Genomic DNA, 12,986 nt, shown 5'->3' with positions numbered 1-12,986 from the left:
TCTCAATGTCTTCTTCAGCTGCGGTCGCCGACCCGGTGTCAGGCTGCACGGGTGGCCTCGATCCATGCTACGAGCCACCACCGACAAAAACGGGTTCCGCGTCCTTGACCTGCGGTTCTTCGGGCTTCCGACGTCTGGTGAGCCACCGGTGGGCCGGGCGTTCGACCCCCGCGGTGACCGCCCAGCCGGCCAGCACGGCGGCGCCGACGACCACGGGGAGCCGCAGCCAGCCGGGGAGGCCGAGGTCGAGCAGGGCGCGGGCCAGGATGTAACCCAGTTCCTGGTGCACCAGATAAAGACCATACGAGATGCCCGCGAGCCAGGTGACGGCCGGGGCGATCCGCGCCAGTCCGGGGAACCGCCAGTCCGGGCCGCGGGCGGCCACGCAGACCAGCAGCAGGAGCACGGCGAACCCGATCGTGGAGGGCCAGCGCTGCGCGTCCTGCGGCAGCGCGACGTGGAACGGGAAGACCTGCAGGTCCTGCGCGGCCACGGCGGCGGTGACGAAGAGCGCGACGTGCCACGTCTTCAGCCGGCGCTGCGCCCACAGCCAGATCGCGACGCCGATGGCGAAGACGTGCAGCCGGTGCAGGCCCAGTCCGTAGAAGAACGTTTCGACGACCGGGCTCGCCGTCCCGGGTGGGAAGACCACGAAGCGGAGGGCGAGCGGGACGAGGATGAGCGCCCAGAGCAGGGCGACGGTCAGCCGGTGGGTGCGCCAGGAGCGCGGCCACAGCAGGGCGGCGCCGGTGAAGGCGAGCAGCTGCACCGGCAGCGTCCAGTAGGAGCCGTCGAGGTAGTAGAACGTCTCGGAGCGGATGCCCCACTCCTGCACCATGCCGAGGTTGGCGACGAGGTCGAGCCAGGTCGGGATGTACCACGGCGACGGGTTCGTCGGCGGTCCCTGCGGAACCCCGAAGAGGAACCCGGTGACGCCGGGCGGGTAGGGCAGGCCGCTGAAGGAGATGGCGGCCCAGCGGGTGATGACGTAGGTCACCAGGACGGCGGCCAGGTAGGCGGGCACGAGGCGCGCGACGCGGTTCCACAGCCACCGGCGCGGGTTGCCCTTGCGGAGGCTGGCGCAAACGAAGAAGGCGGAAATCACCAGCAGGATGGCGGCCCCGAACTGCGCGGTCACCCGCACGGGGTACCCCGTGAGTTCGGGGTGCAGGAGAGCGCCCTGGTGGGTGACGTGCCCCAGGATGACGGCGAGGACGGCGACGACCCGGAGGAGGTCCCAGCTGATCCGGCGCGGCGTCGGGGAGGTGGGCACGGTCGTCCTGAGGTCGGCTGGGCTGGGGGTCGCCGTGAGCCTACGTGTCCGATCACCGCGGCGCTTGTGCGGGTGGAACCGGTTGGAGCGAAACGACTACCGTGTGCCAGGTGAACATCGTGGAGACCTACACGGGGCACGTCGACCCGGGCGGCGACGCCGCTCGCCGCACCCTGGACGCGCTGACCATCACCAAGCTGTCCGTCGGCCCGATGGACAACAACGCGTACCTGCTGGTGTGCCGGGCGTCGAACGAGGCCCTGCTGATCGACGCGGCGAACGACCCGGAGCGCATCTCGGACCTGATCGGCCACGGCCCGGACCGGCCGTCGTTGAAGACGGTCGTGACGACCCATCAGCACCAGGACCACTGGCAGGCACTGGGTGCGGTCGCCGGGGCGAACGGGGCCAACACGGCGGCTCATCCGTTGGACGCTTCGCCGTTGCCGGTGCCGCCGGACTTCTTGGTGGAGCACGGGGACACGTTGTCGGTGGGGCAGGTCACTCTTTCGGTGATCCACTTGCGTGGGCACACGCCGGGGTCGATCGCGCTTCTTTATCGGGATCCTGCTGGGCATCCGCATCTGTTCACCGGGGATTCGCTGTTCCCTGGTGGGGTGGGGCGGACTACGTCGCCGGAGGACTTCTCGTCTTTGGTGGACGATGTTTCGGGTCGGATCTTCGATGAGCTGCCGGATGAGACTTGGTTCTATCCGGGGCATGGGGACGATTCGACGCTGGGGGCGGAACGGCCGAAGCTGAAGGAGTGGCGCGACCGCGGCTGGTGAGCTGAAAGCCTCCCGGATCGCGAGGGCAAACCCAGGTTGCTGACTTCACGTCACCGACGTGCTACCAGTTAAGGCGCAGGATCTCGTCCGGTGCAGGGGAGCAAGCGTGACGTCAACGCGGAACCAGGCTGCCGTCGCTGCGGCGGTCACCTTCGCCAACATCGCGGTCGCCGTCACGGTGAACATCCTGACATCGGGGTGGAGCTGGCTGGTCTTCGCGGTGCTTGCCGCGCTCTCGGCCGCGTGGGTGACCCTTGAGGTCTGGCGTGCCGTTCCCCGGCGAACCCGCGGTTACTACCTCGGCGCACCCGCGCTGCCGGGCTCCGGAGACACGTACGTCCCCCGGCCTGAGCTGACTGGGCGCATCGTGCGCTCACTGCTCGCCGGGCGCTCCGCGAAGGTCGGCATCACGACGGCGCTCTCCGGGGCCGGTGGCTTCGGCAAGACAACCCTCGCCAAGGAGGTGTGCGCCCTCCCGGCGATCACGACGGTATTCGGTACTCCGCTCTGGGGCACGGTCGGACAGGAAGTTCACGGCGCCGCTCTCGCCGACCTCATCAACGACCTCATCGCACAGGTCGAAGGGCAGAGACCGGGCATCACGAGCCCGGAGCAGGCCGGAATTCGGCTGGGTGCGGCCCTAAAGGCCAGGGGACGGTCACTGCTCGTCGTCGACGACGTCTGGACGGCTGAACAACTGCGTCCCTTCCTCAGCGCCGGTCAGGGCTGCACCCTGCTGGTGACGACACGGATACCCGATCTGCTCCCGACGGATGTCGAGCCGGTCCGCGTCGACCAGATGAGCCGACAACAAGCGAAGGATTTGATCCGGGGTGGCCTCGCGACGCTACCGGAAGCACTCGGCGAGCAGTTGCTCGACATCACCGGCCGCTGGCCGCTGGCACTCAGCCTGGCGAACGCGGCCTTGCGTCGGGCCGGACGCGACGGAGCGGGTGTCGGCGAAGCCGCGGAGCGCTTGCTCCGCCGGCTGCGCGAGCTGGGGCCGGCCGCGCTCGACGTCGCGGACGCGGCACGACGCGATCGTGCGGTCGCCGCGACGCTCGAATCCTCGCTCGGCCTGCTTCGCGAACACCGCGACCGCGCGGTGGAGCTGGCCATCTTCCCCGAAGACACCGAAATACCGGTCGACCAGGTCGTCTTGTTATGGCAGACGACCGCGGGGCTGACGCTCGACGAGAGCGACCGGCTGTGCCACGAAATGGCCGAACTCTCGCTGATCATCTGGCGTGGCGATCGCCCGGGATTCAGACTGCACGATGTCATCCGCGCCTACCTCCGGCACGAGTGCGGTGGTGGCCGGCTCGAGATGCTCAACCGGATCCTGCTCGACGCCGTCGCGGCCACTCTCGCCACCGCGGACGGGCAACCGGTGGAATGGTGGAAGCTGCCGTCGTCCGCCGACTACCTGTGGCGGGCATTGGGCTACCACCTCGCCGGTGCGGACCGGACCAGCGAGCTGTCGGAGGTGATCACCCACCCCCAGTGGGTGATCACCAAGCTGCGTAGGTTCGGCCCAGTCGCCGTCGCCGAAGATCTCGCGACCGTCGACACCCCGATCGCCAAGGAACTCAGCCGCTTCCTCGACCAGCTCGGCCACCTGCTCACCCCGACGACACCTGACCACGCGGTGGTCAACGCCCTCGCCCTCCGACTGCCCCGGTCACCCGCGCTCGAGGAGCTCCGCGAGACCGCCGTGGCAGAACTCGAAGGCCGGCCTCGGCTCATCGCCGACCTCGACCTGCCTGACCTGCCCGACCCGGCGCTGAACCGTGTCCTGGCCGGCCACGAGGGCTGGATCCGGCGGTGCGCCTTCACGTCGAAGGGACACCTCGTATCAGCGGCGGACGACGGTATTCGTGTCTGGAACGCAGAGACCGGCAGCCTGATCAGGTTGCACAAAACCTCCTCCGGCAACGAGTTCGCGCCTTCGGCCGACGGCCGCTCGCTCGCGGTGCCGGCCGAAGGAAACACGATCGAGATTCGCGACGCCGCCACCTGGGAGGTCCGGTCCGTCATCACCGGTCTGCGGGAGTCGACGGCCACCTGCTGTTTCCCGGCCGACGACCGGCTGATCGTCACCACCGACGAGCGCACCATGCGGGTGTGGGACACCCGATCCGGACGGCAGCTCCGGTCTCACAAGATGCCGAGCGACATCGAAGCCTGCGTCCCGCTCCACGATGGCTCAGTGGTCACTCTTGAAAGCCAGGTGCTGCGGATCTGGGACGTCGGTTCCGGCAGGTTCCAGGCTCTGCCCAGGATGGCTTTCTCACCGGTGACTGTGGTCGTTAGCCCCGACCGACGATGGCTCGCCGCACCCGGAGCCGACGGACTCGCGGTCTTCGACCTGACTGAAAGCAACCGTCCGGCACTTTCACTGCACCGGCACGAAGATCTGACGGCAGCTGCCTTCTCCCCGGACAGCCGCACTCTCGCTACTGGTAGCAGCACCGGCCTCGTCGTCTTCTGGGATACAACAGACTGGCGTCCCGCCGGCCGGATATCCGCCCATGGCTCCGATGTCGAGAACCTCGCCTTCAACCCCACCGGCTCCGTGCTGGCAACGGCGGGCGACGACAGCACCGTGCGTCTTTGGAACACCAGTCAGGCCAGCTCGGAAACCGCGCGGGCGAGCGCGACGCCCGGTTGGGCGCGATCGTGTGCAGCGGCGGCAGACGGCTCATGGTTGGCAGTGGCCCGCAGTGACTCCGTCACCCTCCACGACCCGGCCTCCAAGGCGGAGATCGAAAACCTCACTTATCCCGGCCGGACGTACAAGATCGCGTGCGCGGGAAGCAACTCCTTGGTCATGGAACAGAATTCGTCCGTTCTCATCTGCGGTCCGGAAAACTGGCAAGCTTCGCGAACGCTTTGCCACCCAACGAGCTCCATGATCCAAGCGATGTCGGCGGGCGGGCGCCTGGTGTCCATGACCGACGACGAAGATCGTGTGCTCGTATGGGACACCGGCAACTGGGAAGGCCCGTTGTTCGCGACGGCCGACGAGTCCGGCGTCCACCGGGTCGAGCCACCTACTGATGCTTCGGACTCCTTGGCGGACAAGATACGGCAGCGCCTCAAACGCGGTGGCAAGAGGAAAGGTGACGTCCAAGCACAACTGGGCCCCGAGGGCGAGTGGCTCGCGATCGGGATCGGGACGACTGTCCACATCGTGGAGCCAAAGGCATGGAGCGTCGTCAAGACGATTTCGATGGGAGGCGAAATTGCCGAGCTCATCCCGGTGCCCGGTGGCCAGTGGCTCGCAGTCGGCATCGGGAGCACCCTGCGGTACTTGAAAACCGCCACCTGGACTATAGCCGACGAAGTCGACGGTTATGGTCCAGGTCCCGATACGACGGAAAGCGCTTGGTCGCCGGACGGGTCACTCCTGGCCACGTTGTCCAGGGATCGCGTTGTGCGGATCAGCGACACCCTTGGCTCCCTGTGCCTGACCGAGTTGCGCCTGGATGGCGAATTGAACGGATGCGCATGGTTGACCGGGAACCGCCTCGCTGTGCTAGGCGGCCACGGGATCTTCTGGTTCACCTTCGCCTCCGGAACCGAACCAACCGGCCCCGATCCGGCGGCATCCGCTCGCCTTGCGGCCGATCCCGCGAACCGCCGGCGGCTGGTTCACCATCGAGGAAACGATTGACCGCGGACACGTTCGGAGCAGCCGGGTAACGATAAGGGACTCCCGCGCAACTCCCGGACCAACCGGACGTCCCCCGAGAACCCAGCGCTGGGACTTCCCGAGGTTCACCCGACCAGGAGGTCCACCATGTCCAGACCCGTCAGACGCGCCCTTCTCGCCATCACACTGCTGCTCGCCGCGAGCGTTGCCGCCGCCGCGCCGGCTCAGGCCGTCAACAGCGTTCCCACCCTCACCAACATCCGGACCGGGAACAACGCCACCTTCGACCGAATCGTGCTCGATCTCGGTCCCGGGAGCGCGCCCACTCCCAGCTACCAGCTGGTCGACGAGCTCATCGCCGATCCGAGCAGCGAAATCGTGTGGCTCACCGGCGAATACTTCATCAACGTCAGCGTGCCGTACGCCGCGGCGCACGATGACAACGGGAATTCCACCTACCCCGGGCCGAAGAAGTTCCGGACCCGGAACCTGAGCAACGTCATGGCCGTCGCCGTGATCGGGGACTGGGAGGCGCACCTGCTGATCGGGCTCGGGGTGCGGTCGCGGACCGCGGTGAACGTCTTCACGCTCACCGCGCCCAACCGCGTCGTCATCGACGTGGCCCACTGACGGACCGCGGGGGAGTCACCCGCGCTCGTGCGGGATCTTCTCCCCCGCCTCCACCGCGAACGGCAGGTGGTTGCCCGCCGGCGGGAGGGGGCACGTCGCGAAGTCCGTGAACGCGCACGGCAGGTTCACCGCGCGGTTGAAGTCGAGCGTCACCGATCCGTCCGGCCCGGGCGCGCCGACCGGCAGCGACCGGTTCGCCGCGTACGTCGTCACGCCGCTCGTCCCGTCCGTGAACAGGATGCTCAACCCGCCGTTCTTGCCGTTGAACGCCGTCAGCGTGTGTGACTGTCCTTCGAAAGAGAAGTGGACCAGCCCGGGCGCCGTGTAGACGTGGCTCAGGCCCTCCACCACGGCACCGACCGTCGTCGGCCGCGGCGAGTCGAACGGCTCGAAGCGGCCCGGCACCACCCACGACGGCGATGGCTCGTACGCCGGGACGCCGTGGAACGCGCGCAGGACCTCGGCCTTCGGGTCGTGGACGCGGATCAGGTACCCCGAGCGGCGGGCGACCTCGATCTCGACGTCGCCGGCCAGCACCCGCGTGCCCGCGCCGCTGTTGACCAGCTCGAACCGGCGGACCTCCGTGATCGGCGAACCGTCGTGCGCCAGCGACGCGCCGGCCGGGTCGACGTACGCCGCGTCCTCGTCCTGCCACCAGCGGCCGGGGATGCCGGGGTACTCGCGCGGGGCGTCGGTCAGCCAGTCGAGCGACACCAGCGCCAGCCAGCCGTGCGGTGCCGCGAGGTCCTCCTCGCGCTGCGTCTTCCAGTCCTGCCACTCGCTCGTGAACGTGCTCATCGCGGGCCCCTTTCGCGGTCGGCTACGACGGTGCCAACCCGCCGCCGGAGCCGGTATTCCGCGTCCCAGTATCCGGACCCGTCCGCAGCCACGCGATTTCACGCTCGCCTCCGGCCGGGACGACGACGCGCCGGAAGCCCGGCCCGTCCGGGAGCGCCGCGTGGAAGCGGTCGGAGACGATCAGCAGCTCGTCCAGGTCCGGCGCCGCCGCCAGCGCCGCCTTCAGCACCTCGGCTTCGCACAGCCAGACCGCCAGCGCGACCGCGGCGCCGCCGAAGTTCGGCGGGCGCAGCACGACGTCGCCGTGGTCGGCCGCGAGCCGCAGCCGGAGCCTGCCGAACTCGTTGAGGTGGCGGTTGCGGCGCCGCAGCGCGCCGGCCAGCTCGCCGGCGAACGCGTCCGCCACCCACGGCAGCGGCACGGTCGGCGGGAGGACCAGCGTCGTGTGGTCCCCCTCCGGGCGGCGGTACCACGTCGGCGTCCGGTACGGCACCGGGACGCCGTCGAACACCTCGTCCAGCACGCCGTCGAGGGTGGCGCCGAGGTGCACCGCGCGGGCGGTGCCGCCGCGGCTCGGGGCGACGATCCCGATCCGGACGACGGTCGCGGCCACCGGGACGGTGCGCATGACCTCCTCAGTCCTCCCGGGGGTCGAAGGACCACTGCAAGCCGTAGCTCAGCCCTTGGTGCAGGCCGTGGAACTCGAGCCTCACCTCGCCGACGCGGTTGACGGTCAGCGCCTCCCCGGAGTCGACGCCGTCGTCGACGACCCGGCCCGGCACGCCGTTGAGCCGCCACACGCGCGACGGCGGGGCGGCGCGGTCGAACCGCACCCGCACCGAGAACTCTTCGCACCGGCGCAGGGGTGTCATGACGTAGTAGGGCCGCAGCGTCGTGCGCCGCGGCGCGAACCGGATCCCGTACTCGTGGCGCTGGCCCAGCCGCAACGGGCTGGGCAGCCGCAGGACGAACTGCGCGTGGCTGGCCGAAACCTGGCGCGCTTCGACGATCTCGCCGCCCAGCAGGGCGTCGGCGGTGATGTCCGGGACCGGGTCGCTGCCCGGCTCGGCGGGGACGCTGAACGGGAGCACGAGCTCGTCGAGCTCGTCGACCTCCGCGACGATCAGGCGTTCTTCCTCCAGCTCCGGCGGGTCGCGGTCGAGCCACAGCCGCGCCTTCATCGACTCGACGTACCAGCCGGCCAGCGGGTGCCGGTCACGCCCGGCCGGGGACGCGCCGAGCAGCTCGTCGAGCCGGCGGAACGCGAGGTCGATCCGGCGGCGCGCGGTGCGCGGGTCGCGGTCCAGGACGCTGGCCAGCCACGAGATCCGCCGGTCGAGGAACTCCCCCGCGGCCTCTTCGTGCAGGCCGAGCGCCGCGAACGCGGCCAGCCGCAGGTCGGCGGGCAGCCGGCCGCACAGCTCGGTGAGCCGCAGCACGAGCTTCTGGCGGGCGGCAACGGGCTGGTCGGCGGCGGTGATGTCGCACGCTTCCTGCAGGCCGGGGCCGATCCGCTGGTGCAGGTCGGCCGCGTCGAGCCCGCGGCCGCGGCGCAGTTCGTTCAGCTCGCGCACGAACGGGAAGGAGTTCTCCGGCCGCATCCCACCCCTCCCGTGCCGGTGGAATCGAAGAACCAGATTACCAAGCGCGATTCCGCGCCGAGGTGACAAATCGTGGACACCGCATTCGCGGAATACCCGGCCGGCCGACCCCCCACGAGTCGGCCGGCCGGGCCGCCGCGGGTCAGTTCGCGCCGAAGATCAGCGCCCAGATCGAGTGGCTCTCCATCACACACCTCCTCATCGCTGCAGCCAGGCCGAGGCGGAGACCGGGACGGAAACCGTTGCGACGCGGGCAGAACACGTCCCGGTCTCGTCCGAATGGGAATTGCGGCCGGTCGGCATCTTTTCCGGCCGGAATCATGATCTCGCCGGCGCGGGCGCGCTCAGATGCCCGTTGTCACGGGTGTTGTGTGCCGTTTGGCTCAGAACGGGCGAAGTTGCGCAGGACGCGCGGTTCGCGGATGAGGATCCGGCGGCGGCCGGTCTCGACGATCCCCCGCTCCCGCAGCACGCGCAACGCTCGTGCGACGGTACGCCGCGCGGCGCCGATCTGCGAGGCGATGTCCTCCTGTGAGAAGGCGGCCTCGATCAGCACGCCCTCGGGGACGCGCTTGCCGTGCTCCTCGGCCAGCCTGACCAGCACGACCGCGACGCGGCGGCTGACGTCGAAGGCGGCGGAGTCGACCCGGGCCGACTCGGCGCTGCGCAACCGGGCCGCGACGGTTTTGATCGTCGCGATGGCGATTTCCGGGCGCGCGTGCAGGACGTCGACGAACTCCGCGCCGGTCAGCTGGAAGACGACGCAGGGTTCGATCGCGCGCACCGACGCCGACCGCGGGCGGCCGGTCACCGCGGCGAGGTCGCCGAGCACTTCGCCCGGGCCACGCAAGCCGAAGAGCACCTCACGGCCGTCCTCGACGATCGTCGAGACGCGGACCCAGCCGGAGACCAGCACGTGGACGTGGTCGGACGGGTCGCCCTCCATGAGCACGACGTCGTTGGCCCGGAACCGGCGGCGGGTGCCCCGGCCGAGCAGGTACTCGCGATCGGCATCGGCGAGGTAGGCGAGGAGTGCACCCTCGCCGCCGTCGTCGTGCCCGTTCATTGGTTCCCCTCCGGAGGTTCACCGTAACCCGGCGTGGCGGCTCTCGGCGAGGGGCGCGACCGGTAGGGTCGCCGCGTGGACGTGGAGATCTTCACCGACGGCGCGTGCAGCGGGAACCCGGGACCGGGCGGCTGGGGCGCGGTCCTCCGCTACGGGCGGCACGAGCGCGAGCTGTACGGCGGCGAAGCCACCCCGACGACGAACAACCGGATGGAGCTGACGGCCCCGATCCGCGCGTTGGAAAGCCTGACCCGGCCGTCGCAGGTCCGCGTGTACACGGACAGCACGTACGTGCGCAACGGCATCATGCAGTGGCTCCCGCGCTGGAAGAAGAACGGCTGGCAGACGGCGGCGCGAGAGCCGGTGAAGAACGCGGACCTGTGGCAGCGCCTCGACGCGGCGGCGGGCGTCCACGAGGTCGAGTGGCTCTGGGTGAAGGGCCACGCGGGCCACCCGGAGAACGAGCGCGCCGACCGGCTCGCGGTGCGCGGGGCCCAGGAAGCGCGGGAGAGCGGGAAGCCGGTCAACGCCGGTTAGTCCTGAGTGGACCGGGTGACCACCGCCGCCGAACGGGTCGTGCTCACCACTCCCATCGAAAGCCCACGACGGTGTCCTCCATCGACCGGACGAACCTCCTCGTCGCGGAGTTGACGAACTCGACCGGTTCCTCGTAGACCGGTGAGCCCTCCAGGTGGTCCGACCACACGCACCACCAGACGCGGCGCGGGACCCTGCCGCTGAACTCGACGGCGATGTCGACGTTCTCGGCTCTGGCGAACGCCGCCCGTCGCACTTCAGTCAATCCCGCGGAACGCCGATCGAAGGCTGCGGCGTACTCGAGCGCCGTCGTCTCGTCCTTCCGCAACGGCCGGTCGAGCTCGATCTCGACGCTCCGCAGCCCGCCGCCGTACTCATGGCTCTGCCCGAGTCGCCCGCCATACGCGACATCGATGCGTGAAGCCTCCGGCTCGTGGTTGAAGAGGTAGATGTCGACGCCGTCCTCGATCGCCCGGATCGTGTGCACTGTGCGTCGCACGCTGAGGCGCCCGTCGGTGACGTCGTACCGTTCGACCAGGTTCATCGTGCGATGCCGCTGCCCGCGGATCATCTCTCGCCTGCTTCGCAGCGTATGGGCGATTTCGCTGGTCGGCGTGTGTCGGCCGTCGTAGACCTCGCGAAGGTGCAGCCGGTCCGTGTCCGTCATCTCGAACGCTTCCACGAACCAGGTCAGCGTCTCGTGCGAAAGAGTCCGACCGGTCAAGGCTCGGCACACGCGGTCTTTGAGCATCCGCGCCGTACGCTCGGTGGCACCCGGGTCCTCCGCCCACAAATGGTCTTCGATCACCTTCGCGATCGCGGACTGATTCAGCTTCCCGGTGGCTCGCGAGGTCCGGGCTCGCCACCTCGCCCGGTAGGGAGGCGATTCGGCAAGAAGCCGACTTAGAAGAGCGCCGGTCGCGCGGACGTTGGGTTCGGACTGAGCCACAACTGGCACCTCCAAGCTGTACGGCGCCGATTGTAGTGACATCGGAGCGAAGGAAAACTGCGCTTCCGGGTGACACGGATGAATCGCGACCTGCGGCAATAACCCTCCCCCGTGGGCGCGGCGATCGTCGTGCGACACAACTGCGACAGAGATGCGCCAACTCGGCGCTAGCTTTGGAGCGCAACGCCGAATAACCCGGGAAGGATCATCGTGGACGACGAGACAACGACGACTCCGGCCAACTCCGACCACGACCCCGCCGACGGAGCTTCGAGCAACGTCGTGCATACGGATTTCGAACAGAAAGAACAGAAATCGGCCGATTCCGCCGAGGACAGGATCGCCGAACTCAAGGCCATGCAAACCTCCTACGAAGTCCTCAGTCCACTCACGGAGGAGGCTCGCCGGCGCGCGGCCTCGTGGCTGGTCGAGACACTGGGGCTGACGGACCTCGTGCCCGCCGGTCCGAACCCGAACCAGCCGCTCGCGACTGCGGTGCCGGGCGCGCCCACGGGCGCCGAGAGGCAGGTGGTCAGCGCGCGCGACTTCATGAGCCAGAAGAAGCCCGGCTCGCAGGTCGAGCGGATCGCCTGCCTCGCCTACTACCTCACCCACCACCGGGACACCGCGCACTTCAAGGCCTCGGACATCACCAGTCTCAACCTCGAGGCGGCCGGGCAGAAGTTCGGCAACCTGCCGAGGGACTTGGACAACGCCGATCGGCAGAGCGGCTACGTGGTATCAGCGGGGCAAGGGGCGAAGCAGATGACCGCTCGCGGCGACGCGGTCGTCGAAGCTCTCCCGGATCGCGAAGGGGTGAAGGCAGCGTTGCACGAGTACCCGTACCGGCAGAAGCGGTCGAGCGGCGGCAAGAAGAGTTCGCCGGACGAAAAGATCGACAAGTGATCACCGCCCGGAACGTTCTCGAATCGTCTTATGACCGCACCCTCGCCACGGAATTGCTCGAGGCGTACACCGAAGCCAAGCACAACTACCTGCTGGGCGGACATCGCCTCAGCGCCGTGGAAGGTGGCCGGTTCTGCGAGGCTGCATACCGGATTCTCGAACACCTGACGAAAGGTCGGCACACGCCCATCGGCGTACAGCTGGACACCGAGAAAACCGCCCGGGCACTGGAATCGTTGAACGCCGCCGATTTCCCCAAATCCGTACGCATCTACCTGCCCCGGGCACTGCGGGTCGTCTACGACATCCGCAACAGCCGGGACGTCGCACATCTTGCCGACGGAATCGATCCGAACCTTCAGGACGCCACCCTCGTGACGGCCGTACTGGACTGGGTGGTGGCCGAGTTCGTCCGGCTGAGCGAACGCGTCGACGCCGACACCGCTCAGCGGCTCGTCACGGAACTGGTCACGCGCAAGTACCCGGTCGTGCAGATGTTCGGCGACCGGCCCAGAGTCCTGCGAGCCGACCTCCGCGCGAGCGACACCGTGCTGGTTCTCCTCTATCACCGAGGCGCGACACCCACGACGTTGGGTGAGCTCACCGCCTGGGTGGCGGACTCGATGCAGAAGAACTTGCGCCGGACGGTGCGAACACTGGACGACAAGGCTCTCGTACACCTCGAAGGCACCGAGGTGCTGATCACCCGCGCCGGGGAGCACGACGTCGAGTCCCGGAAGCTTCTCGAGTTCGACAGCAGCTGAACGCCTTCGACCAGCACGC

12 protein-coding genes are annotated in these 12,986 nt (G+C 68.9%); 6 read left to right on the top strand and 6 right to left on the bottom strand.

From position 1 onward, the window contains the following. Positions 1–67 precede the first annotated feature (67 nt). Positions 68–1,273, bottom strand: coding sequence for an acyltransferase family protein (locus tag ACIQWX_RS29180; protein ID WP_400877484.1), 1,206 nt, complete (start codon positions 1,271–1,273; stop codon positions 68–70). Between the two features lie 110 nt (positions 1,274–1,383). Between ACIQWX_RS29180 and ACIQWX_RS29175 the strand changes: the two genes are divergently transcribed. From ACIQWX_RS29175 to ACIQWX_RS29165, 3 genes are all read left to right on the top strand, one after another. Further along, positions 1,384–2,061 (top strand): MBL fold metallo-hydrolase, encoded by a 678-nt coding sequence (locus ACIQWX_RS29175; RefSeq protein ID WP_400877622.1) that lies wholly within the window; start codon positions 1,384–1,386, stop codon positions 2,059–2,061. Between the two features lie 106 nt (positions 2,062–2,167). Then, positions 2,168–5,737 (top strand): NB-ARC domain-containing protein, encoded by a 3,570-nt coding sequence (locus tag ACIQWX_RS29170; RefSeq protein ID WP_400877482.1) that lies wholly within the window; start codon positions 2,168–2,170, stop codon positions 5,735–5,737. A 126-nt stretch (positions 5,738–5,863) separates the two neighbouring features. Then, entirely contained in the window at positions 5,864–6,346 is a 483-nt protein-coding gene (locus ACIQWX_RS29165) for a hypothetical protein (RefSeq protein ID WP_400877480.1), read from the top strand. Positions 6,347–6,361: 15 nt separating this feature from the next. Here ACIQWX_RS29165 and ACIQWX_RS29160 read toward each other — a convergent pair whose 3' ends face one another. The 4 genes from ACIQWX_RS29160 to ACIQWX_RS29145 all read right to left on the bottom strand — a co-directional run bounded on the left by ACIQWX_RS29160 (position 6,362) and on the right by ACIQWX_RS29145 (position 9,811). Then, positions 6,362–7,144, bottom strand: a complete 783-nt coding sequence (locus ACIQWX_RS29160; protein WP_400877478.1) for a DUF1684 domain-containing protein — start codon at positions 7,142–7,144, stop codon at positions 6,362–6,364. Positions 7,145–7,166: 22 nt separating this feature from the next. Beyond that, entirely contained in the window at positions 7,167–7,772 is a 606-nt protein-coding gene (locus ACIQWX_RS29155; RefSeq protein ID WP_400877476.1) for a hypothetical protein, read from the bottom strand. A 7-nt stretch (positions 7,773–7,779) separates the two neighbouring features. Continuing rightward, positions 7,780–8,745, bottom strand: coding sequence for a hypothetical protein (locus ACIQWX_RS29150; RefSeq protein ID WP_400877474.1), 966 nt, complete (start codon positions 8,743–8,745; stop codon positions 7,780–7,782). A 358-nt stretch (positions 8,746–9,103) separates the two neighbouring features. Continuing rightward, complete coding sequence (locus tag ACIQWX_RS29145) at positions 9,104–9,811, bottom strand: Crp/Fnr family transcriptional regulator (protein WP_400877472.1); 708 nt, start codon at positions 9,809–9,811, stop codon at positions 9,104–9,106. Between the two features lie 75 nt (positions 9,812–9,886). On the opposite strand from ACIQWX_RS29145, the gene rnhA reads away from it, so the two are divergent. Further along, a complete protein-coding gene (rnhA, locus tag ACIQWX_RS29140) occupies positions 9,887–10,348 on the top strand; it encodes a ribonuclease HI (RefSeq protein ID WP_400877470.1) in 462 nt (153 codons plus the stop codon). Between the two features lie 43 nt (positions 10,349–10,391). On the opposite strand, the gene ACIQWX_RS29135 is transcribed toward rnhA, so the two are convergent. Beyond that, on the bottom strand, positions 10,392–11,435 hold the full coding sequence (locus tag ACIQWX_RS29135; protein ID WP_400877468.1) for a hypothetical protein: 1,044 nt from the start codon (positions 11,433–11,435) through the stop codon (positions 10,392–10,394). Between the two features lie 72 nt (positions 11,436–11,507). Between ACIQWX_RS29135 and ACIQWX_RS29130 the strand changes: the two genes are divergently transcribed. Both ACIQWX_RS29130 and ACIQWX_RS29125 read left to right on the top strand, forming a co-directional pair. After that, entirely contained in the window at positions 11,508–12,203 is a 696-nt protein-coding gene (locus ACIQWX_RS29130) for a hypothetical protein (protein WP_400877466.1), read from the top strand. After that, positions 12,200–12,967: a hypothetical protein gene (locus tag ACIQWX_RS29125; protein ID WP_400877464.1), complete on the top strand. Its 768-nt coding sequence runs from the start codon at positions 12,200–12,202 to the stop codon at positions 12,965–12,967. Before ACIQWX_RS29130 ends, ACIQWX_RS29125 begins: the two co-directional genes overlap by 4 nt. Positions 12,968–12,986 lie beyond the last annotated feature (19 nt).

Origin of the sequence: Amycolatopsis sp. NPDC098790 (assembly GCF_044759945.1) — a bacterium.
In the GTDB taxonomy this organism is placed as follows: Bacteria; Actinomycetota; Actinomycetes; order Mycobacteriales; family Pseudonocardiaceae; genus Amycolatopsis.
This window is presented reverse-complemented; position numbering and strand designations above follow the sequence as displayed.